Below are 21,327 nucleotides of genomic sequence, written 5' to 3'. Positions count from 1 at the left end.
TCAGTTGTCTGCGTCAGGCCGGCACTCAGGCCGACTTGAAACGGGCCATCAGTTCGGCTCGGCCAGGATCGGTCAGCGTTGCCGCCGCGCCGAATTCGAGCGGCGTCAACAGGTCGGCCGCCGGATAGAGGATCGGATTGTCGAGCACCTCCTTCGGCAGCAGCTTGTTGACCCGCGCATCGGTCGAGGGGGCACCATTGGCCAGGTGCTCCTTGACCGCGACCTGCGGGTTCATCAGATAGTTGAGCAGGGCGTAGCCGGCGGGCTTGTTCGGGGCGTCCTTGGGAATGGCATAGAAATCGGTCCAGATCTCGCCGCCTTCCTTGCCCAGCACATAGGCGATCTCCGGAATGTCGCGATGCAGCTGCGCGCCGTCATTGGTCCAGCACATCGTCATCCAGGCGTCACCGGCACGCATTCCCGGCTGGTAGTCGGATGAGACCGCGAACAGATGCGGCTTGACCTTGAGCAGCAATTCCTCCGCCTTGGCGAGCTCGTCCGGCTTCAGCGAGTTGAACGAGTAGCCGTGATATTTCAGCGCATTGCCGATCGTGGTCAGCTGGTAATCGTGCACCATGGTGCGGCCATCGCCCTCCGCCATCGCGGTATCCCAGAACTCCTTCCAGCTCGTCATCGGCTTGGTCAGCTTCTTGGTGTTGACGGCAATACCGGTGGTGCCCCAGTTCTTCGGCACGGCGTAGGTCGTCCCGTCGATCGTGCCTTCCGAGGTGAAGCGCGGGTCTTCCTGCGAGCCGTCGAAATTCGGCAGCTTCGCCATATCGAGTGCTTCGATGATGCCGAGCTTCTTGTAGGTCGAGATCGTGTAGTTCGTCGGCACGAACAGGCTCCAGCCCGAGGCGCCGGCCTGCAGCTTGGCCAGCATCTCCTCGTTGGAACCGAACACGTTGACCTCGACGGCGACGCCGGTGTCCTTCTTGAAATTCTCGAACGTCGCCGGATCATGATAGTTCGGCCAGGTGGCGATCGACATGCGGTCGCCAAGGCTCTCGGCGGCGAAGGCCGACGTCGGCATGATGCCGATCTCGCGCGCCATCACAGCCGTTGCGATACCGAGGCCCGTGAGGCCGAGGAAATCGCGGCGGCCAATCGAGCCGCGCTTGAGGCGCATCAGCTGGTCGACAAAATTCTCAGGGCTTATCGGCAGTCCATCACGATATGATTTCGACATGTTTGGTTACCCTCTGGTTGGTCCCGTTGTTCTTGGGGTCCGGAAACGCCAGCGGCGTTCCGGCGGCAAAGCCGATGGCGACGGGTTCACCCGGCTTGAAGAGATTGCCGTGGCCGATCAGGTGGTCGGCCTTGGCCAGCAGCGTTCCGATGCCCTGGACCTCGATCGCGTATTCCGCGGTCGAGCCCAGAAAAATCCGGTTGCGGACGATGCCCTTGAACCGGCCGCTTTCCGGAGCGCCGAGACTGAGCGATTCCGGACGCAGGCTGACGGATACGGTCTCGCCCTGTTGCAAGGCGGTACGTTTGCGCGCCGCGATGACGCTGCCGTCGGCGAGCGCCACCTCCACCAGCTCGCCCGAATGCCCGGCGACTTTACCGCTCAGCAAATTGGTCTTGCCGACGAAATCGGCGACGAACAGGTCGGCCGGCTCGTCATAGATCTCGCTCGGCTGACCGAGCTGGACGATGCGGCCGCCATTCATGACGCAGACGAAATCGCTCATCGACAGCGCTTCCTCCTGGTCGTGGGTGACCAGCACGAAGGTAATGCCGATCTCGCGCTGCAGGTTTTGCAGCTCGATCTGCATGTCGGTGCGCAGCTTCTTGTCCAGTGCGGCCAGCGGCTCATCGAGCAACAGCACGGCCGGCTTGTTGACCAGCGCGCGTGCCAGCGCGACACGCTGCTGCTGGCCGCCGGACAATTCGTGGATCTTGCGGCGGCCATAGCCGGCGAGCCGCACCATGGCGAGCGCCTCGCCTGCCCGTGAGGTGATTTCGCGCGACGACAGCCGCGGCCGTGCCTGGCGCAACCCGTAGGCGACGTTGTCCTCGACATCGAGATGCGGAAACAGCGCGTATTGCTGGAACACCATGTTGACCGGCCGCCGGTAGGGCGGCGTGCCGGCCATGTCCTGGCCGCGAATGAACACCTGGCCTTCGCTCGGCTGTTCGAAGCCGCCGATCATCCGCAGGCAGGTCGTCTTGCCGCAGCCGGACGGTCCCAGCAAAGCGACAAAGGCGGAAGGCGGCACGGCGAGATCGATGCCGCTCACCGCGGTCACGCTGCCATAGCGCTTGGTGACGCCGCGAAACTCGATGTCGGGCACTGCGGTCAAGGCTGCTGGCTCCAGCGACAGGGCAATTTCGGAACGCTACCAGAGCCAATGGCGGCTAGTATATACCTCGCAGGTGGTATATCTGACCTATTTTCTCGTTTAAGGGGGTATGGATTGTCCCGCAGCGACGAATACAGCCAACTCGCCGCGCTTGTCGCGGCGACGCGCGAGACGAGCGGCGACCTGTTCGGCAAGGCGATGGTCGATTGGCTACGGCAGCGCGTCAGCTTCGACCACTGCGTGATCTTCGGCTACCGGGGTGCCGCGCGCCCGCCGCTGCTGTTCGAGACCTTCTCGCCGGCTGAAAGCCATGTCTTCGTCGCCCTCTATCAGGAAGGCCCGTATCTGCTCGACCCGTTCCACCACGCGGCGGTCGAACGCCAGGAAGGTTTCTGGCGCATGCGCGAACTCGCGCCGGACCGCTTCTACGCCAGCGAATATTTCCGCTCTTACTACAGCCAGACCAGACTGGCCGAGGAGGTCGGCTTCTTCGTGCCGTTGCCAGGAAAGGACGCGCTGGTGCTGTCGCTGATGCGGCTGCGCGCTTCGGGTCCGTTCGGCACCGCCGATGCCAGATTGCTGCGCGACATGGCGCCGGCAGTGATCAGCTTCACCAGGCTGCGCTGGCCCGCCCTTCCGGCCGACGAACAGGCAGAGGCGAAGCCGGACGAGACGATCGCCCCGGTCAACGAGTTCGATCGCGCCCATATCTGGCAGAGCCTGTCGCTGACGCCGCGCGAAAAGCATGTCGTCGACCTAGTGCTGCAGGGTCATTCGACCGAATCGATCGCGAGGGCCATGCGCATCGTGCCGGGAACCGTGAAGGTTCACCGCCGCAACATCTACCGCAAGCTCAAGATCAAGTCGCAGGCCGGCCTGTTCGCGCGCTTCGTCGAGATCATCGATGCGCGGATACGGTAGGGGTTACGCCCCCCAAACCACCGCTTGCTCGTGGCGCTTGATCAGGTGCTTGAGATTGTCGAAACCCAGGCGGATATGCTTGGCAAAAGCGTCGACGGCCGGTGCGCGTGGCGTATCGGCGAGCCGCAGCAGCCCGAGCGCCCGCTCGGGGTGCGGGATCGCCACCGGCAGCGCCGTGATCGCCTTGTCCTTGCGAAAGGCAAAGACCACGCTGTGCGGCAGCACGGTCAGCGCGTCGGTTTGCTTCATGTAGTTGACGGCGCTGGTCAGCGAACCGCCGGAATAGCGGATCTTTATCTCGGTGGCGCCCAGTGACAGAAGCAGGCTGCGCAGATCGTCCAGCAGCGGGCTGCCGGGCGGCGGTGCGATCCAGGGATAGTCGAGCAGGTCGCTGGTCCTGAGCTTGCGCCGCAGCAGCAACGGATGCGTGGCGCGGCAGGCGACGACATTGCGCCCCGGCAGGATCTCGCGGAACTCCATGCCCGATCCTTCTTCGAGAATGTCGATCGGACAGACGGCAAGGTCGATGCGGTCGGCGTTGATGGCGGCGCGCAGGTCGGAGAGGTAGCCATAGCTCTGGTCAACGCGCACATCCGGATAGGCATTCTGGAAATCGGCGATCATGCCGGAGATCAGCGCGTCCATGAAGAACGGCGTGCCGCCGACCCGTACCACGCCGGAGCGGCCCTGGCTGAAATTGGCGACGATATCCGAGGCTTTGCGCGACGCCGCCAGCATGACCTGGCCATGATCGGCCAGTGCCCGGCCGAGCGGCGTCGGCTGCAACGGCCGGTGCCCCTTCAGGAACAGCGGCTCGCCCAGCCGTTTCTCCAGCATCGACAGCGTGCGCGAGACGGCTGGCTGCGACAGGCCTACCAGCGCGGCACCCTCGGTGACGCCGCCGGCCTGCACCACGGCCGCCAGCTGGATCAAATGCCTTTCGTCCATCTTCATACCAATATGGTATATTAAATCGGGCAGAAATCATCATCTTTGTGTCCGGCCTGCGCTAAAGTTCCCCGGTGAGATGAAACCGGGGAGGAACATGTCACAGACCGGCAGACCGTCGTTCAACGAGACCAACTCCGCGGAGATGGTCGCCCAGCGCCTGTTGAAGGCCAAGGCCGGGCCCTTGCCGCGTTTCCTCGCGACCGTCGTCGACCATCTCCACCAGATCGTCCGGGAGACCCGCCCGACAGCGGCGGACTGGCGCCAGGCGATCGCCTTCCTCACCGAAATCGGCCATGCCAGCGACGACAAGAGGCAGGAATGGGTTCTGTTGTCCGACCTGCTCGGCGTCACCGCGCTGGTCGAGGACATCAACTCCCGCCGTCCGACCGGCGCCACGCCCAACACCGGGCGCGGCCCGTTCTATCGCAACGACGCGCCAAGGCTGCCGCTCGGCGCCAACATTTCGCTCGATGGCGTCGGCACACCCCTCACTGTGTCCGGATGGGTCACCGATCTCGACGGCATGCCGATAGCGGGAGCGACGGTCGAAACCTGGCAAGCGAACACACAAGGTTTTTACGAGAACCAGCAGCCCGACCTGCAGCCGGAATTCAACCTTCGCGGCGTCTTCACCACCGACAGAGACGGCCGCTTCCACTACCGTACGGTCAAGCCGGCCGGCTACGGCGTACCCAGTGACGGCCCGGTCGGGCAGATGCTTGGCCGGCTAAACTATCCGCTCGACCGTCCGGCACATCTGCATTTCCTCATCCGCGCCGACAATTTCGAGACGCTGACCACACAGGTATTCGATCGCGGTGACCCGCGCCTCGACGAGGACGCGCTGTTCGGCGTCAAGCCAGAGCTGGTCGGTGACTTCAAGCACTTGAGCGGCGGCGACGGCTGCTCGCTCGATTTCAATTTCGTCATGGCGATGGCGCGCAAGGGGAGCCGGGCGGCATGACTAGGCAATTCACCTATTCCGGCAGCCCGGCGCATATCGTCTTCGGCAACGGCGCGTCGTCCGAGGTCGGCGCCTGGGTCGAAAGGCTCGGCTGCAGACGCGCGCTGGTGCTGTCGACGCCGCACCAGGCAGCCGACGGTGACGCGCTGGCGAGAACGCTCGGCACGCTGGCGGCCGGGACATTTTCCGGTGCGGCCATGCACACGCCCGTCGAGGTGACCGAGGCGGCACTGGCCAGGGCGCATGAAGTCTATGCCGACTGTGTCGTCGCGCTCGGCGGCGGTTCGACCACCGGACTGGGCAAGGCGATCGCCTATCGCACTGACCTGCCGCAGATCGTCATTCCGACCACCTATGCCGGCTCGGAAGTGACGCCGATCCTCGGCCAGACAGAGAACGGCGTGAAGACCACTGTGCGCGATGCAAAAATCCTGCCGGAAGTGGTGATCTACGATCCGGAACTGACCGTCGGACTGCCGGTGACGATGAGCGTCACCTCGGGCCTCAACGCCATGGCGCATGCGGCGGAAGCGCTCTACGCGCAGGACCGCAACCCGATCTCGACGCTGATGGCTACCGAGGGGCTCCGGGCCCTGAGCCAAGCGCTTCCCGTCCTGATCGAGGCGCCCAGGAATCTCGCCGCACGCGGCGACGCGCTTTATGGCGCCTGGCTGTGCGGCACCGTGCTCGGCACCGTCGGCATGGCGCTGCACCATAAGATCTGCCACACGCTGGGCGGCTCCTTCGACATGCCACATGCCGAGACCCACGCTGTGATGCTGCCGCACACGATCGGCTTCAACGCCGGCGCCGTGCCCGAATTGCTCAAACCGGTTGCCGACATTTTTGGCGGCAGCGCCGGTCGCGGCCTCCACGATTTTGCCAAATCCATCAATGCGCCGCTGACGCTGGGGGAACTTGGCCTCAAGCAGGCCGATCTCGATCGCGCCGCCGAGATCGCCACGCAAAATCCATACTGGAATCCGCGGCCCTTCGACCGCGCCGCAATCCGCGCCCTGTTGCAGGACGCGTGGGAGGGAAGACGTCCACAGGACTGACGGCAACAAAGGGAGGAACACCAATGATTACCAGACGCGAATTCATCCGCAACACCGCGGCCACCGGCCTGCTTGCCGGCGGCTTGCCCATGCCGGCGATCGCCCAGAATGCGCCGATCAAGCTCGGCTATGTCAGCCCGCAGTCCGGTCCGCTGGCGGCTTTCGCCGAGGCCGACAAGTTCATCATCGACGGTTTCCTCACCGCCACCAAGGCCGCGGGCCTCAACTACGAGGTCGTGGTCAAGGACAGCCAGTCCAACCCCAACCGGGCTGCGGAAGTCGCCAAGGAGCTGATCGTCAACGACAAGGTCAATTTGATGCTTGTCGCCTCGACGCCGGAGACCACCAACCCGGTCGCCACCACGTGTGAGGCAGAAGAGGTGCCCTGCCTGTCGACGGTGGCGCCCTGGCAGCCCTGGTTCATCGGCCAGCAAGGCAATCCCGGCGACCCGGCCTCGTGGAAGCCGTTCAATTACGCCTACCATTTCTTCTGGGGGCTGGAGGACGTCATCGCCGTCTTCACCAACATGTGGGCGCAGGTCGAGACCAACAAGAAGGTCGGCGGCCTGTTCCCCAATGACGGCGACGGCAATGCCTGGGGCGACGGCACGGTCGGCTTTCCGCCGGTGCTGGACAAGGGCGGCTACGGACTGACCGACACCGGCCGCTACCAGAACCTGACTGATGATTTCTCGGCACAGATCAACGCCTTCAAGGGCGCATCCTGCGAGATCATCACCGGCGTGATGATCCCGCCCGACTTCACCACCTTCTGGAACCAGGCTAAGCAGCAGGGTTTCACACCCAAGGTGGCGTCGATCGGCAAGGCCTTGCTGTTCCCACAATCGGTCGAGGCGCTCGGCAAATCCGGCCACAATCTGTCGTCGGAAGTCTGGTGGACGCCGAACCACCCGTTCAAATCGTCGCTGACCGGCGAAAGCTCGGCGCAGGTCGCCGAAGGTTTCACCAAGGCCACGGGCCGGCAATGGACGCAGCCGATCGGCTTTGTCCACGCGCTGTTCGAGATCGCCGTGGATGTCATGAAGCGGGCCGGCGAAGCCGGCGACGGCGACAAGGTGGCGGCGGCAATCGCCGCGACCAAGCTCGACACGCTGGTCGGGCCGATCGCCTGGGACGGTGCCAAGCTGCCGCCTTTCGCCGCCAAGAACATCGCCAAGACACCGCTGGTCGGTGGCCAGTGGCGGCTGAAGGATGCTGGCGGCTACGATCTCGTCATCACCGACAACAAGACCGCACCTGAAATTCCGACCGGCGGCAAGATGGAAGCCATTGGCTAGCCATGTCCATGCTCGCGCTCTCCAAGGTTTCGAAACGCTTCGGCGCCCTCACGGTCGCCGATGCGGTTTCGTTCGAACTACGGCAGGGCGAGGCGCTCGGCATCATCGGCCCGAACGGCGCCGGCAAATCGACGCTGTTCAACCTGGTCACCGGTAACATCGCCGTCGATGCCGGCACCATCATCTTCGATGGCCGGGACGTGACACGGCTGCCGCCGATGCAGCGTTGCTTTGCCGGCGTCGGACGCTCGTTCCAGATCCCGCAACCGTTCGAGAAATTGACCGTTTTCGAGAACCTGCTGGTCGCCGGCGCCTTCGGGGCAAGAAAGACGGAAGCCGAGGTCGGCGACCGCTGCGCCGAAATCCTGGTCGAGACCGGGCTGATCGACCGCGCCAACCACCCGGCCGGCGGCTTGAGCCTGCTGCAGCGCAAGCGGCTGGAGCTTGCCCGCGCCCTGGCAACCGACCCCAGGCTGCTGTTGCTGGACGAGATCGCCGGCGGACTGACCGAGGGCGAATGCGGCATGCTGGTCGACACCATCCGCGCCATTCACAAGGGCGGCATGTCGATCATCTGGATCGAGCACGTGCTGCATGCGCTGAACTCGGTGGTCGAGCGGCTGCTGGTGCTCAATTTCGGCAAGGTCATCGGCATGGGCTCGCCCGCCACCGTCATGGCGTCGCGCGAGGTTCGCGAGATCTATCTCGGGATCGAAGTCTGATGGCGCTGCTCGAGACAAAAGGCCTGACCGCCCGCTACGGCGACTTCCAGGCGTTGTTCGGCGTCGACATCGCGCTGGGCCAGGGCGAGACCATAGCCATCATCGGCGCCAACGGCGCCGGCAAGACGACGCTGATGCGCTCGATCTCAGGCATTTTGGCCAACAAGCCAGAAGCAGTGCTGTTCGATGGCGAAGAGATCGGCGCTTTGCCGGCTCCCGATATCGTCGCCCGCGGCATTGCCATGGTGCCCGAAGGGCGAAAGCTGTTCGTGTCGCTCAGTGTCGAGGAGAACCTGCTGATCGGTCGCTACGGCCGCGCCGTTGCCGGACACTGGAGCCTCGAAACCGTCTATGAGCTGTTCCCTATCCTGAAGGAGCGGCGCGCCAATCCGGGCACGGCACTGTCCGGCGGCCAGCAGCAGATGGTGGCGATCGGCCGGGCGCTGATGTCCAATCCGCGTGTGCTGCTGTGCGACGAGATCAGTCTTGGGCTGGCGCCGGTCGTCATCAAGGATATCTACGCCGCCTTTCCACGTATCCGTGCGGCCGGCGCTTCGATCGTCGTGGTCGAGCAGGACATCGGCCAGGCGCTGAAGGTCAGTGATCGCGTCTATTGCATGATGGAGGGCCGCGTCACGCTCTCTGGCGCGCCATCGGATCTGACGCGCAAGAAGATCCACGCCGCGTATTTCGGGGTGGCCTGACATGGCGTGGCTCGACACCATCATCCAGGGCATTCTGCTCGGCGGTCTTTATGCGCTGTTCGCGGCAGGCTTGAGCCTCGTCTTCGGGATCATGCGGCTGGTCAATCTGGCGCATGGCGACCTCATCGTGCTCGCCGCCTTCCTGATCCTGGCGCTGGTTACCGCCCTTGGCCTCAACCCATTCATCGCGGCGCTGGTGGCAATGCCGCTGATGTTCGCCATCGGCTGGGCGTTGCAATTCTTTCTTCTCAACAGAACGCTAGGCACCGACATATTGCCGCCGCTGCTGGTCACATTTGGCCTGTCGATCGTCATCCAGAATGGTCTGCTTGAAGGCTTTTCAGCCGACAGCCGGCGCATCTCGGTCGGTGGGCTGGAAACCGCGTCGGTGGCGCTTGGGCCGATCAATGTCGGTGTCATGCCGCTGCTGACCCTGGCCTCGGCCGTCGCGGTGATCATCGGCCTCAACCAGCTGTTCTACCGCACATCGCTCGGCCGCGCCTTTCGCGCCACCTCGGACGATCCGGTCACAGCCGGGCTGATGGGCATCCAGCCGAAGCGGATTTTTGCCACCGCCACGGGCATCGCCATGGTGGTGGTGACGATCGCGGCACTCTATCTCGGCACGCGCGCCAATTTCGACCCGACCATCGGACCGGCGCGGCTGATCTACGCCTTCGAGGCGGTCATCATCGGCGGCCTCGGCTCGCTGTGGGGAACGCTGTTCGGCGGCATCGTCATCGGCATCGCCCAGACCTTTGGCGCCGCGATCAATCCGGAATGGCAGATCCTGGCCGGACATCTGGCCTTCCTGGTGGTGCTTCTGGTCAGGCCGCGTGGGCTGTTTCCGCGGGCGGTGGATTGAGCGCCATGACCGACATCACACTCGGCCGCTGGAAAGTCGAAACGCGAACCAGGGCATCTGCGACCTTCGCCATCGTCGCCGCGCTCGTCATCGTGTTCGCCTTCGCCGCACCACTGTTCGTCTCGCGCAGCGTGCTGCAGGACCTGTTCTTCATCCTCACCATGCTGGTGCTGGCGCAGAACTGGAACCTGCTCGCCGGCTATGCCGGGTTGGTCTCGGTCGGCCAGCAGGCCTTTGTCGGCTTCGGCGCGTATGCCATGTTCGCCCTCGTCATCCTCGCCGGGCTCGACCCGCTGGTCGCGATCCTGCTTGCCGGCATCGCCAGCGCTCTGCTCGCCATCCCGACCGCCTTCTTCCTGTTTCGCCTGCAGGGCGCCTATTTCGCCATCGGCAGCTGGGTCATCGCCGAAGTGGTGCGGCTGGCGCTGGCGCAATGGAAGATGCTGGGCGGCGGCACCGGCACCTCGCTGCCGCGCGAGGCGATCCGCGACATGCCTGCACTGAAGCTGGTCGGCGAGCTGTTCGGTGTCAAATCGTCGGGCGCTGGTGACATCCTGACCTACTGGTTGGCGCTATTGCTGGCCATCGCCACCATCGGCCTTGTCTACCGGCTGCTGCGCTCGAAACAGGGGCTGGGTCTGGCGGCCGTGCGCGACAACCAGGAAGCGGCGCGCTCGGTCGGCGTCGACGCCCGCCGCATGAAGACGCTGGTCTATCTGGCAGCAGCTTTCGGCACCGGCCTCGCCGGTGCGCTGATCTATGTGCAGAAGGCCCGCATCTCGCCGGACGCCGCCTTCTCCGTCGTCGACTGGACTGCCTATGTCATCTTCATCGTCGTCATCGGTGGCATCGGCACCATCGAAGGTCCGATCGTCGGCGTCATCGTCTTCTACATCTTGCAGAACCTGCTGGCCGATTACGGTTCCTGGTATCTTCTGATCCTCGGGCTGATCGGCATCCTCATCATGCTGTTTGCGCCGCGCGGCCTGTGGGGCCTGTTTGCCGAGCGCACCGGCATCCAGCTTTTCCCGGTCCGTCGCCGGCTGACCGGTGGACCGTTTAAACCAAGCAAAAAGGGAGGGCCGCATGGCTGACATCACCACCGACGTGCTGACCATCGGCACCGGGCCTGCCGGCTCGGCGACGGCAGCGCTGCTTTCGACCTATGGCATCGAGAACATGGTCATCAACCGCTATCGCTGGCTGGCCGCGACGCCGCGCGCGCACATCACCAACCAGCGCACCATGGAAGTGCTGCGCGACCTCGGCTGGGAGGTCGAGGCAGAAGCGTATATGCACGCCACCGAACAGGATCTGATGGGCGAGAACGTGTTCTGCACCTCGCTGGCCGGCGAGGAGATCGGCCGCATGCGCAGCTGGGGCAAGCATCCGCTTTCCCGCGCCGAGCATCTTTTGTCCTCACCCTCGCACATGAACGACCTGCCGCAGACCTTCATGGAGCCGCTGCTGTTCAAGACCGCTTGTTCGCGCGGCACGCAATCGCGCATGTCGACCGAATACCTCTCGCATGTCCAGGACGCCGACGGCGTCACCACCACCTGCCGCGACCGGTTGACCGGCAAGGATATCACCATCCGTTCAAAGTATCTGGTCGGCGCCGATGGCGGCAACTCGCTGGTCGCCGAGCATGCCGGCCTGCCCTTCGAAGGCAAGATGGGCGTCGGCGGCTCGATGAACATCCTGTTCAAGGCCGACCTGTCGAAATACGTCGCCCACCGCCCCTCGGTGCTCTACTGGGTGGTGCAGCCGGGCGCCGATGTCGGCGGCATCGGCATGGGCCTGGCGCGCATGATCCGGCCGTGGAACGAATGGCTGATCGTCTGGGGCTACGATATCAACCAGCCCGCGCCCAAGGTCGACGACGCATTCGCCAGGAAGGTCGCGCGCGACCTCGTCGGTGACCCCGAGCTTGAGATCGACATCCAGTCGGTCTCGACCTGGACCGTCAACAACATGTACGCCACGCAGACGTCCAAGGGCCGCGTGTTCTGCATGGGCGACGCCATCCATCGCCACCCGCCGTCAAACGGGCTCGGCTCCAACACCTCGATCCAGGACGGCTTCAACCTCGCCTGGAAGCTTGCCTATGTCATCAAGGGCACGGCCGGCTCAAAGCTGCTCGACAGCTACTCGCAGGAGCGCGCGCCGGTCGCCAGGCAGATCGTCACGCGCGCCAACAAGTCGATCGAGGAATTCGGGCCGATCTTCAAGGCGCTTGGCCTGCTCGATTCCATCGACCCGGTGAAGATGCAGTCGAACATGGATGCGCGCTGTGACGACACGCCGGCGGCCGAGGCGCAGCGCACCAAGATTCGCGAGACCATCGCCTCCAAGGTCTACGAATTCGACGCCCATGGCGTCGAGATGAACCAGCGCTACAAGTCGAACGCCATCGCCAGTGACGGCCAGAAGGAACCGGCCTTCACCGAAGATGCCGAGTTGCACTATCAGCCGACCTCCTGGCCGGGCGCTCGTCTGCCGCATGTCTGGGTGCATTCGGAACGCGGCGACAAGGTCTCGACGCTCGACCTGACCGGCCACGGCAAATTCACCGTGCTGACCGGCATCGGCGGGCAAGGCTGGCTCGATGCGGCCAAGGCGGTCGGCAAGGAGCTCGGCATCGATATTGCTGGCCATCTGATCGGCCCGCGCCAGCCCTGGCAGGATTTTTCCGGCGACTGGGCGCGCGCCCGCGAAGTGCGCGACAGCGGCATCCTGCTTGTGCGCCCGGACCAGCATGTCGGCTGGCGCGCGGACGCGATAGGCGGCAATCCGGTAGCGGATCTGCGCCGCGCCCTGACGGCAATTCTGGACAGGTGAGGACAGAGATGGAAGCGCACGAAAAGGGCTTCTTCACCGAAGAGAATTCGGTCGAGGTCGTTACCGGCCGCAACGCCAACGCCAAAAGCGAACGGCTGAGGACGGTAATGGAGGTCATCACCCGCAAGCTGCACGAGGCGGTCAAGGAGATCGAGCCGACGCAGGACGAATGGTTCGACGCCATCCTGTTCCTGACCAGGACCGGCCAGCTGTCGACTGAATGGCGGCAGGAGTTCATCCTGCTGTCGGATGTGCTCGGCGTCTCGATGCTGGTCGACGCCATCAACAACCGCAAACCCTCGGGCGCTTCGGAATCGACGGTGCTCGGCCCGTTCCATCTCGCCGACGCGCCGGAACTGCCGATGGGCGCCAACATCTGCCTCGACCAGAAGGGCGAGGACATGTTCATCCATGGCCGCATCCTCGACACCGAAGGCAGGCCGATCGCCAATGCAGTGCTCGACGTCTGGCAGGCCAATGATGAAGGCTTCTACGACGTGCAGCAGAAGGGCATCCAGCCCGACTTCAATCTGCGCGGCGTCTTCCGCACCGGCGCCGATGGCCACTACTGGTTCCGCGCGGTGAAGCCGAAATTCTATCCGATCCCTGACGACGGCACGGTCGGCAAGCTGCTGCACGCTCTGGGCCGACATCCCTATCGCCCAGCGCATTTGCACTACATCCTCAAGGCCGACGGCTTCGAGGCGCTGACCACCCACATCTTCGATCCGGACGATCCCTACATCAATTCGGACGCCGTCTTCGGCGTGAAGGAGAGTTTGTTGGCGCAGTTCAGGCGCATCGACGATCCGGCAAGCGCCAAGGGGCTCGAATTCGCCGGCTCCTTCTGGGAGGTCGAGCACGATTTCGTGCTGGCGAGACACCAGGGATAAGCGGCCCCTATGTGGCGCGATCAGGCTGCGGCGGCGCCTTCCCAGGAACCGCTCTCGGCCATTCGCCTGAGCAATGGCGCCACCTTGAACACGTCCTTGCCGGTTCGCTGATGCCAATATTCGAGCCGCTCGATGATCTTTCCCGCCCCCTCAAGTCCGGCCCAGAACATCGGGCCGCCCTTGCCGATGGGAAAGCCGTAGCCATTGACCCAGACGACATCGATGTCGGAGGCGCGGACCGCGATCCCTTCCTCCAGGATCTTGGCACCCTCGTTGACCAGGGGATAGAGCGTGCGCTCGATGATTTCTGCCGCCTCGATCGCGCGTGGCGCGATGCCCTGCTCGGCGGCCTTGTCGCGGATCAGCGCCTCCACTTGCGGGTCCGGAACCGGCGTTCGCGCGCCGGCCTCGTAGAGATAGTAGCCACGGCCGTTCTTCTGGCCGAAACGCCCTTGTTCGCACAGCGTATCCGCGATCACGGCCGTCTGGCCGCGCGCCTTGCGGTTGCGCCAGCCAATGTCGAGGCCGGCGAGATCGCCCATCTGGAACGGCCCCATCGGCCAGCCGAAATCGGTGAACGCCTGGTCGATCTGGCGCGGTGTCGCACCCTCGAGCAGAAGCGCCTCGGATTCCGAGCCGCGCGCCGCCAGCATGCGGTTGCCGACGAAGCCGTGGCAGACGCCGACAATGACAGCCACCTTGCCGATCCGCCGCGCCAGGTCGACGACGCTCGCCAGCGCATCGGGCGCGGTCTTCTCCGCCCGGACGATCTCCAGCAGCTTCATGACATTGGCCGGCGAGAAGAAATGCAGGCCGAGCACATCCTGCGGCCGCGAGGTCGAGGCGGCGATTTCGTTGATGTCGAGATAAGAGGTGTTGGTGGCGAGAACGGCCCCCGGCTTGGCCAGCGTGTCGAGCTTGCCGAAGACCTCCTTCTTGACCGCCATGTCCTCGAACACCGCCTCGACGATCAGGTCGCAATCGGCGAGATCGGCATAGTCGGTGGAACCCGTGAACTGGGCGAGCCGCTGCCGCTTCGCATCTTCGCTCAATGAGCCCCGCATGACGGAGACGGCGTAGTTCTTCTCGATGGTCGCCAGCCCGCGTTGCAACGCCTCCGAGCTTGTCTCCAGCAAGGTTACGGGATAGCCGCCATTGGCGAAGGCCATGGCGATGCCGCCGCCCATCGTGCCGGCGCCGATGACGCCGACGCGAGCGATCCTGCGCTTGACGAGATCTTTGTCTGGACTCTTTGCCGCCTCGCGTTCGGCGAAAAACAGATGCCGCTGCGCGCGCGACTGATCGCTGGCAACAAGCTTCACGAATAACGCGCGTTCCGCCGCCAGCGCCTCATCGAAGTGCAGCGTGACGGCATTGCGCACCGCCTGCGCGCACGCGATCGGCGCCTCGAGGCCGCGCGCCTTCTTGGCGAGGTCCGCCGCCGCGGCGTCGAAAGTCACGAAGTCAGTTTCCTTGAGCCCTTCATCGCGATCGCGCACCGGCGTGAAGGGACCACCCTTGCGGGCTATTTCCCTGGCGAAGTTCACGGCATGCGCGGTCAGATCGCCTTCGAAGACGGCATCGACCAGACCGGTGGCATGCGCCTCTTCAGCACCGATCGGCGCCCCGGAAACGATCATCTTGAGTGCCTTCACCGCGCCGACGAGGCGCGGCAGTCGCACCGTGCCGCCGCCGCCCGGCAAGAGGCCGAGCTTTACTTCCGGCAGGCCGAGCCTTGCGCCGGCGTCGGCGACGCGGAAATGGCAGCCGAGCGCCAGCTCCAGGCCGCCGCCAAGCGCCGTGCCATGGATGGCAGCGACGGTCGGCTTGGCTATCGTTTCCAACGCCGCGATGATCGCGCGCAGCTCGGGCTGTTGCACCGGCTTCCCGAACTCCGTGATGTCGGCCCCGGCAACGAAAGTCCGGCCAGCGCAGGTGATGACGATGGCCACAACCAACGGATCATCCCGCAACTCAACGAGAGCCTGCATCAGCGGCTCGCGAACGTGGAAGCTCAACGCATTGACCGGTGGGTTGTCGATGATGACGATGGCGACATCGCCGTCGCGGCTGACCTTCAGGAAATCGGACACGCAAACCTCCCAGCAATGGCGAGCGGCTTCGGGCCGCGCGAACGGGATTTACAGCGCCAGGAGGCGGATGGGAACCGGATGCCGGCCTGGCACAATGATTACCGGCCTTGAAGGGCCTGGCGTTGGCCGGCAGCTCCGCCGCCATCATCTCTCTGGAATCGCGGCGTAGTCGTTACCGCAGCGCCTTCTGTCCGCCCGCGGCCGTGATCACCCCAACGATGATCAGCCCTGTCAGCAGCAGCCGCACGCCGGCACTGACGCCGAATGTGTTGAGCATGGTCAAAAGCAACACCAGGAACAGTGCCGCACCCCAGACACCGGGGACATTGGCCTTGCCGCCGGCCACCGACGTGCCGCCGATGACGACGACGGCGATCGAGGCCAGCAGATACTCGTTTCCGATATCGACATTGGCGCCCCGGAAATAACCGGCGAGCAGCGCGCCGTCGATGCCGCCGAGTGCGCCCGACAGCGTATAGGTGAGGAAGCGGATGCGGCCGACATTGACACCGGCGAGCCACGCCGCACGGATGTTCTGGCCGATCGCCAGCACCGAGCGGCCATAGATCATGCGCTGCAGCGCGATGGCCGCACCGAGGGTGAACAGCACGGTGAGGATCGCCATCACCGGAATGCCCAGCACCTGCCAGTTGGCGAAATCGGCAAAGCCGGGCGGCGGCTTGATCTGCAGCCCGCGCCCATAGCTGATGTCGATCGACTGGATGATGAAGCTGGCCGACAGCGTGGCGATGATCGGCGGAATGCGCAGCGCCCAGATCAGCAGATAGTTGGCGGCACCGATCGCCGCGCCCGTCGCGATCGCCGCCAAAAGCCCGACCACGATCATGGAATCGTTGCCGTCCATCACCTTCATGGCAACGGCGCTGGCAAGGCCGATATTGGCCGGCAGCGACAGGTCGACATTGCCCGGACCGAGCGTGATGACGAACATCTGGCCGACGCCGACAATGACGGTGAACACCGCAAGCGACAGCGCCGCCGTGACCATGCCGCCGGCGCCATAGCCACCGGTGAAGGCGATCGTCGCCAGCCACACCAGCAAGGCGCCGAGGAACGACCAGATCCAGGGTTTGGCAAGCAGTGGTTTCAACGCGGCCATGGCTACCTTTCCCTGCGGCTGATCAGGACGCGGGCCGCCAGCACGATGATCAGAATGGCGCCGTTGGCGGCCACCTGCCAGTCGGGCGGAATGTGCATGAAGGTGAGCAGCGGCGATGCGGCCAGCGCCAACGTCAGTGCGCCGATCACCGCGCCGATCGGCGACACCCGGCCGCCGACGAACTCGCCGCCGCCAAGGATGACACCGGCGATCGCCAGCAGCGTGTAGCCATTGCCGATATTGGCATCGGCCGAGGTGGTGATGCCAATCAGCGCCATGCCGGACAGCACGCCGAACAGGCCGGCCAGCGAAAACAGCACGATCTTGGTCTTGAGCAGCGACCAGCCGGCGCGGCCAAGCGCCGCCGGATTGCCGCCGGAGCCGCGCAGGATCACGCCATAGGAGGTGCGCATCAGGGCGAAGTGAACGATGAGACCGATCAGCAGTGCCGCGATGATCGGGAATGGCACGAAAGGCGGCTTGAAGGCCATGAACGCCAGCAGCCAGTCCGGCGCCTTGCCACCCGGTTTGGGCAGGACGAGGATGGCCAAGCCCTGCCAGACGAAGCTCATGCCCAGCGTCACCACGATCGAAGGCAGGTTGCGCAGATGGATCAGCGCACCGAGCAGCGCATAGACGCAGATCGACCCCAGCAGGATGGTGACGCCAACCAGCGGCGCGTCCTTGAGCCAGGTCGCGGTGACGCAGCCGACAAAGCCGACGAAAGTGCCGATCGACAGGTCCAGCTCGTTGCCGGCGATGACGAACATCTGCGCTATGGTCGCCAGTGCGATCGGGATCGCCAGGTTCAGCATCAGGCTGAAGCCGAAATAGCTAATGGCGCGCGGATTGAGCCAGGCGATGGCGATCAGCACCAGCGCCAGTGACAGCGCCGGCAGCAGTCCGCGCCGCAGGCGGCCACGGGCCAGCGCGCCACGCTCGGCGGTACTCCTGGCGGCGGTCTCGAGGCTGGCGGCCGTCATCTCAGGCCGCATCGCCGAACGAGGACTGGATGATCTTCTCTTCGGTCAACTCGTCGCGGCGCAGATTGGCGACGATGCGGCCGTTCTTGAAGACATAGATGTGGTCGCAATTGTCGAGCTCTTCGGTTTCCGTGGTGTACCAGAGGAAGGTGCGGCCATTCCTGGCCTCTTCGCGCACGAGGTCGTAGACCTCCAGCTTGGTGCCGATATCGACGCCGCGCATCGGGTCGTCCATCAGCACGATCTGCGCGTCGGAGCCGAGCGCGCGGGCAAACAGCGCCTTCTGCTGATTGCCGCCCGACAGCGAGAAAATGTTGTTGTTCATGTCCGGCGTACGGATGCCGATCTTCCTTTGCCAAAATGCAGCGAGCTCGGCCTCGCGCTGCGGCGAGATCAACAGCCCGTTGCGCAAACGCGCCAGCGAGCGGATGCCGATATTCTGCGCAATCGACCATTGCGGGAAGATGCCGTCCGACTGGCGGTCGCCGGCCACCAGCGCCACCGGCGCGGTCACCTCGATACCGGCCTTGGTGCGCGATGCGGCCTCGAAGATCGCCAGCAACAGGTCGGTCTGGCCATGGCCCGCCAGCCCCGCAAGGCCAATGATCTCGCCGGCACAGGCAACAAGGTCGGTGCCGTCCTTCTGCACGGCAGGTCGCGCCCGCACACGCAACGGACTGGCCACCGGCTTGGCGGCAGCGGCCTGCGCCGCGATCTTCTGGCGCGCTTCCGCTCCGCCCATCGCTGTCACCAGCCGGTCGCGGTCGAACGCACCAGCGGTGTCGGCGACAACCACCTTGCCATCGCGCATCACCACAATGCGGTCGGCATTCCGCAGCACCTCGCCCAGCACATGCGAGATCAGGATGCAGCTTTTGCCGCTGGCCACGAAGCGGCGCACGAAGGCCAGCAGTTGGCCGGCCGTATGGGCGTCGAGCGACGACGTCGGCTCATCGAGGATGACGAGGTCAAGCCGGTCCTGCGTCACCGTGAAGGCGCGCGCTACCTCGACCATCTGGCGCCGGCCGATCGACAGGTCGCCGACAATGTCGCCCGCCGAGATGCTGTGCCCAGGAAAAATCTCGTCGAGCTTGGCGGCGATCAGATCCGCTGCCTTGCGCCGCCAGCCGAAGCCGCGCAGCGAAGCGTGGTTGATGCGCGTGTTCTCGGCGACGCTGAGATTGGGGCACAGCGACAGTTCCTGGAACACGCAGCGTATGCCGAGCTGCTGCGCCCGCGACACCGAGTAGGTCTCCTCGATGCCGCCATGGACGCGGATCTGGCCGCTGTCGGGCATCAGCGTGCCCGCCACCATATGCATCAGGGTCGACTTGCCGGCGCCATTATGGCCGACGAGGCCGACGCACTCGCCGGGGCCGACGTGGAAATCCACGCCGCCCAGTGCGCGAACGGCGCCGAAATGCTTTTCGGCGCCGTTCAGTCTGATGATGTCGGCGTTCCCTTCAGGCATGCTCAACGATATCCGCTCGATCATCCGGAAGGCAACGCTTGTCCGACGCTCACTTGATGTTGGCTTTGATGGCCGCGATCGCGTCTTCCTGCGTGTATTCGTGGCTGGCGACGCCGCCTTTGACGATTTTCGGCAACTCGGCCTCGAAATCGTTCTGGGTGAAGGCGAGATACGGCACCAGCAGATCGTGCGGGATATCCGTGCGGCCATCGAGCACCTGCTGTGCCACCCAGAAGGCGAGCGACGACACGCCGGGCGCGATCGACGCCGACCAGGTCTGGTAGCCGTCCTTGTCCTTCTGTTCCTTCCACCACTGCAACTCGTCCTGGCGGTTGCCCATGATGATGGTTGGGCGCGGCTTGCCGGCGGCGGCGAAGGCCTGTGCCGCGCCGTAGCCATCGCCACCCTGGTCGACGATGCCGACGATATCGGGCAGCGACGGCAGGATGGTCGCCACCGCCTTCTGCGCCGTCGTCTGGTCCCAGTCGCCGGTCACCGAGCCGACGATCTTGAACTCGGGATGGGCGGCGACGCCTTCGAGGATGCCGGCATGGATGGCATCGTCGATCGAGGTGCCGGCCAGGCCACGGATTTCCAGCAGATTGCCGCCCTTGGGCTGGAATTTGGCCATCTGTTCCACTTCCTGCTTACCCATGTCCTTGAAGTCAACGACGACACGGTAGGCGCAAGGTTCGGTGACGGTGCCATCGAACGAGACGACAACAATGCCGGCGTCGCAGGCCTGTTTGATGGCGCCGTTGAGCGCGTCCGGCGAAGCGGCGTTGATGACGATGGCGTCATAGCCCTGCAGGATCAGGTTCTGCACCTGGGCTGCCTGCGTCGGCACTTCCTTGTCGGCGGTGGTGAAGATATCGGCTGCGCCGACAACCTTGTCGGCGACCGCCTTCTTGGTGACGATGCCATAGCTGTCGAGCATCGCCTGCCGCCACGAATTGCCGGCGTAGTTGTTGGAAAAGGCGATCTTCTTGCCACTGGTGTCGGCCAGTGCCGTGCCCGACGCGAGCATCGCGGCAAAGGCGCCCAAGACGAACAGTTTCTTCATGTCTTAATCCTCCCAGATGTTGACTGCTACAGTTCCTGCCGGCTTTGACCCCGGCCTCACTCCCAATCTGATTTGAGCACGGATAATCCCAGTCTCAAAACAGTCTCAATCCCGGCACGCGCACCCGCAGCCGGTACAGCGACGTCGACGCGGCGATGTAGAGGCTCCTCAGATCGTCGTCTCCGAAGGTAAAATTCGCGCAGTCTTCCGGCGTCCGGATGACGCCCAGAATGGCACCTGACGCGTCGAACACGTGGATGCCGCCGGGGCCGGTGCAATAGACATTGCCGCGGCTGTCGATCTTCATGCCGTCGGGCGCTCCCGGCCCCTCGCCCTCGGTCGCGGCCCACACCGCACCGCCGTTCAAATCACCATCCGCCTCGACGCCGAACACCCTGATATGGCCTCGCTCGGTGTCGTTGATGAACAGCCGCGACTCGTCCAGCGAAAAGCAAAGCCCGTTCGGCTGGGCGAAATCGTCAGCCAGCAATGTCAGTCGAGCGCCGTCGCCATCGATGCGGTAGACGCCCTGGAACGACAGTTCCTGTGGGCGCGGCACGCCATAGAACTCCACCCTGCCATAGCCCGGATCGGTGAAGTAGATCGATCCGCCGGTGGCAACGACGATGTCGTTCGGGCTGTTGAGTTGCTTGTCCTGGTGGTGCGTGGCGAGCACGGTTACGCTGCCATTGGGCTCGGCCCGGGTCACCCGGCTTGTCGCGTGCTCGCAGGTGACAAGCCGCCCCTGCCGGTCCAGCGTGTTGCCATTGGCCTTGTGGCTCTGCTCGCGGAACAGCTCGATCTCGCCGGCGGTACTGCGGCGATACATGCGGCTTTCCGGAATGTCGGAAAAGACCAGCCATTTCTCGTAAGGATGCCACACCGGTCCTTCGAGGAAGCCGAAGCCGCTCGCCAGCGTTTCGATGGTCCCATCGCCGACGACGTCGTCGAAGCCGGAATGGCGGGCGCGCGCCGACACCGACATCACTGGCTCCCGGCGACGCGAACAGCCGTGCGAATCCGCAATGTGACGAATGGCATGAGCGCTTCCCCGATATGGTCTTTTTATGGGTC

At 64.6% G+C, this 21,327-nt stretch carries 19 protein-coding genes; 10 read left to right on the top strand and 9 right to left on the bottom strand.

The window, feature by feature from the left end; all coding sequences use genetic code 11:
• Positions 1-25: 25 nt before the first annotated feature.
• Both AC1D10_RS03770 and AC1D10_RS03765 read right to left on the bottom strand, forming a co-directional pair.
• Positions 26-1,189 carry an ABC transporter substrate-binding protein gene (locus AC1D10_RS03770; RefSeq protein ID WP_477268967.1) on the bottom strand — a complete coding sequence of 388 codons (1,164 nt, stop codon included), beginning with the start codon at positions 1,187-1,189 and terminating at the stop codon, positions 26-28.
• On the bottom strand, positions 1,170-2,306 hold the full coding sequence (locus tag AC1D10_RS03765) for an ABC transporter ATP-binding protein (protein ID WP_477268966.1): 1,137 nt from the start codon (positions 2,304-2,306) through the stop codon (positions 1,170-1,172). The genes AC1D10_RS03770 and AC1D10_RS03765 overlap by 20 nt, the downstream gene beginning before the upstream one ends.
• A gap of 114 nt (positions 2,307-2,420) precedes the next feature.
• Here AC1D10_RS03765 and AC1D10_RS03760 point away from each other — a divergent pair, with 114 nt between their 5' ends.
• Positions 2,421-3,227: a response regulator transcription factor gene (locus AC1D10_RS03760; RefSeq protein WP_477268965.1), complete on the top strand. Its 807-nt coding sequence runs from the start codon at positions 2,421-2,423 to the stop codon at positions 3,225-3,227.
• A gap of 3 nt (positions 3,228-3,230) precedes the next feature.
• Here AC1D10_RS03760 and AC1D10_RS03755 read toward each other — a convergent pair whose 3' ends face one another.
• The gene (locus tag AC1D10_RS03755) at positions 3,231-4,181 is read right to left on the bottom strand and encodes a LysR family transcriptional regulator (RefSeq protein WP_477268964.1); all 951 of its coding nucleotides are present in this window, start codon (positions 4,179-4,181) and stop codon (positions 3,231-3,233) included.
• A gap of 91 nt (positions 4,182-4,272) precedes the next feature.
• On the opposite strand from AC1D10_RS03755, the gene AC1D10_RS03750 reads away from it, so the two are divergent.
• Genes AC1D10_RS03750 through AC1D10_RS03710 form a run of 9 tightly spaced genes read left to right on the top strand, consistent with a single transcriptional unit; the run spans position 4,273 to position 13,523 of the window.
• Positions 4,273-5,142 (top strand): dioxygenase family protein, encoded by an 870-nt coding sequence (locus AC1D10_RS03750; protein WP_477268963.1) that lies wholly within the window; start codon positions 4,273-4,275, stop codon positions 5,140-5,142.
• Positions 5,139-6,200 (top strand): maleylacetate reductase, encoded by a 1,062-nt coding sequence (locus AC1D10_RS03745; protein WP_477268962.1) that lies wholly within the window; start codon positions 5,139-5,141, stop codon positions 6,198-6,200. Before AC1D10_RS03750 ends, AC1D10_RS03745 begins: the two co-directional genes overlap by 4 nt.
• Before the next feature lie 23 nt (positions 6,201-6,223).
• On the top strand, positions 6,224-7,498 hold the full coding sequence (locus AC1D10_RS03740; RefSeq protein ID WP_477268961.1) for an ABC transporter substrate-binding protein: 1,275 nt from the start codon (positions 6,224-6,226) through the stop codon (positions 7,496-7,498).
• A 2-nt stretch (positions 7,499-7,500) separates the two neighbouring features.
• The gene (locus tag AC1D10_RS03735; protein ID WP_477268960.1) at positions 7,501-8,220 is read left to right on the top strand and encodes an ABC transporter ATP-binding protein; all 720 of its coding nucleotides are present in this window, start codon (positions 7,501-7,503) and stop codon (positions 8,218-8,220) included.
• On the top strand, positions 8,220-8,924 hold the full coding sequence (locus tag AC1D10_RS03730) for an ABC transporter ATP-binding protein (RefSeq protein ID WP_477268959.1): 705 nt from the start codon (positions 8,220-8,222) through the stop codon (positions 8,922-8,924). Before AC1D10_RS03735 ends, AC1D10_RS03730 begins: the two co-directional genes overlap by 1 nt.
• 1 nt (position 8,925) lies before the next feature.
• Complete coding sequence (locus AC1D10_RS03725; protein ID WP_477268958.1) at positions 8,926-9,789, top strand: branched-chain amino acid ABC transporter permease; 864 nt, start codon at positions 8,926-8,928, stop codon at positions 9,787-9,789.
• A 5-nt stretch (positions 9,790-9,794) separates the two neighbouring features.
• Positions 9,795-10,883, top strand: coding sequence for a branched-chain amino acid ABC transporter permease (locus AC1D10_RS03720; RefSeq protein ID WP_477268957.1), 1,089 nt, complete (start codon positions 9,795-9,797; stop codon positions 10,881-10,883).
• The gene (locus tag AC1D10_RS03715; RefSeq protein ID WP_477268956.1) at positions 10,876-12,630 is read left to right on the top strand and encodes an FAD-dependent oxidoreductase; all 1,755 of its coding nucleotides are present in this window, start codon (positions 10,876-10,878) and stop codon (positions 12,628-12,630) included. Before AC1D10_RS03720 ends, AC1D10_RS03715 begins: the two co-directional genes overlap by 8 nt.
• An 8-nt stretch (positions 12,631-12,638) precedes the next feature.
• Entirely contained in the window at positions 12,639-13,523 is an 885-nt protein-coding gene (locus AC1D10_RS03710) for an intradiol ring-cleavage dioxygenase (protein WP_477268955.1), read from the top strand.
• Between the two features lie 20 nt (positions 13,524-13,543).
• On the opposite strand, the gene AC1D10_RS03705 is transcribed toward AC1D10_RS03710, so the two are convergent.
• The 6 genes from AC1D10_RS03705 to AC1D10_RS03680 all read right to left on the bottom strand — a co-directional run bounded on the left by AC1D10_RS03705 (position 13,544) and on the right by AC1D10_RS03680 (position 21,238).
• Entirely contained in the window at positions 13,544-15,616 is a 2,073-nt protein-coding gene (locus tag AC1D10_RS03705) for a 3-hydroxyacyl-CoA dehydrogenase NAD-binding domain-containing protein (protein ID WP_477268954.1), read from the bottom strand.
• Positions 15,617-15,788: 172 nt separating this feature from the next.
• Entirely contained in the window at positions 15,789-16,736 is a 948-nt protein-coding gene (locus tag AC1D10_RS03700) for an ABC transporter permease (RefSeq protein ID WP_477268953.1), read from the bottom strand.
• Between the two features lie 2 nt (positions 16,737-16,738).
• A complete protein-coding gene (locus AC1D10_RS03695; RefSeq protein WP_477268952.1) occupies positions 16,739-17,719 on the bottom strand; it encodes an ABC transporter permease in 981 nt (326 codons plus the stop codon).
• Position 17,720: 1 nt separating this feature from the next.
• Complete coding sequence (locus AC1D10_RS03690) at positions 17,721-19,190, bottom strand: sugar ABC transporter ATP-binding protein (protein WP_477268951.1); 1,470 nt, start codon at positions 19,188-19,190, stop codon at positions 17,721-17,723.
• A gap of 49 nt (positions 19,191-19,239) precedes the next feature.
• Positions 19,240-20,253: a substrate-binding domain-containing protein gene (locus tag AC1D10_RS03685; RefSeq protein ID WP_477268950.1), complete on the bottom strand. Its 1,014-nt coding sequence runs from the start codon at positions 20,251-20,253 to the stop codon at positions 19,240-19,242.
• A gap of 94 nt (positions 20,254-20,347) precedes the next feature.
• Positions 20,348-21,238 (bottom strand): SMP-30/gluconolactonase/LRE family protein, encoded by an 891-nt coding sequence (locus AC1D10_RS03680; RefSeq protein ID WP_477268949.1) that lies wholly within the window; start codon positions 21,236-21,238, stop codon positions 20,348-20,350.
• Positions 21,239-21,327: the final 89 nt, after the last annotated feature.

This window comes from Mesorhizobium sp. P2_A8, assembly GCF_056404935.1.
The sequence above is the reverse complement of the archived record's forward strand: the minus strand, read 5'-3'. Positions and strand labels throughout refer to the sequence as shown.

Coding starts and splice junctions, on each gene's coding strand:
- AC1D10_RS03770 (WP_477268967.1), bottom strand. CDS start 1,189: ATGTCGAAATCATATCGTGATGGACTGCCGATAAGCCCTGAGAATTTT.
- AC1D10_RS03755 (WP_477268964.1), bottom strand. CDS start 4,181: ATGAAGATGGACGAAAGGCATTTGATCCAGCTGGCGGCCGTGGTGCAG.
- AC1D10_RS03750 (WP_477268963.1), top strand. CDS start 4,273: ATGTCACAGACCGGCAGACCGTCGTTCAACGAGACCAACTCCGCGGAG.
- AC1D10_RS03745 (WP_477268962.1), top strand. CDS start 5,139: ATGACTAGGCAATTCACCTATTCCGGCAGCCCGGCGCATATCGTCTTC.
- AC1D10_RS03740 (WP_477268961.1), top strand. CDS start 6,224: ATGATTACCAGACGCGAATTCATCCGCAACACCGCGGCCACCGGCCTG.
- AC1D10_RS03735 (WP_477268960.1), top strand. CDS start 7,501: ATGTCCATGCTCGCGCTCTCCAAGGTTTCGAAACGCTTCGGCGCCCTC.
- AC1D10_RS03730 (WP_477268959.1), top strand. CDS start 8,220: ATGGCGCTGCTCGAGACAAAAGGCCTGACCGCCCGCTACGGCGACTTC.
- AC1D10_RS03725 (WP_477268958.1), top strand. CDS start 8,926: ATGGCGTGGCTCGACACCATCATCCAGGGCATTCTGCTCGGCGGTCTT.
- AC1D10_RS03720 (WP_477268957.1), top strand. CDS start 9,795: ATGACCGACATCACACTCGGCCGCTGGAAAGTCGAAACGCGAACCAGG.
- AC1D10_RS03715 (WP_477268956.1), top strand. CDS start 10,876: ATGGCTGACATCACCACCGACGTGCTGACCATCGGCACCGGGCCTGCC.
- AC1D10_RS03710 (WP_477268955.1), top strand. CDS start 12,639: ATGGAAGCGCACGAAAAGGGCTTCTTCACCGAAGAGAATTCGGTCGAG.
- AC1D10_RS03700 (WP_477268953.1), bottom strand. CDS start 16,736: ATGGCCGCGTTGAAACCACTGCTTGCCAAACCCTGGATCTGGTCGTTC.
- AC1D10_RS03695 (WP_477268952.1), bottom strand. CDS start 17,719: ATGACGGCCGCCAGCCTCGAGACCGCCGCCAGGAGTACCGCCGAGCGT.
- AC1D10_RS03690 (WP_477268951.1), bottom strand. CDS start 19,190: ATGCCTGAAGGGAACGCCGACATCATCAGACTGAACGGCGCCGAAAAG.
- AC1D10_RS03685 (WP_477268950.1), bottom strand. CDS start 20,253: ATGAAGAAACTGTTCGTCTTGGGCGCCTTTGCCGCGATGCTCGCGTCG.
- AC1D10_RS03680 (WP_477268949.1), bottom strand. CDS start 21,238: ATGTCGGTGTCGGCGCGCGCCCGCCATTCCGGCTTCGACGACGTCGTC.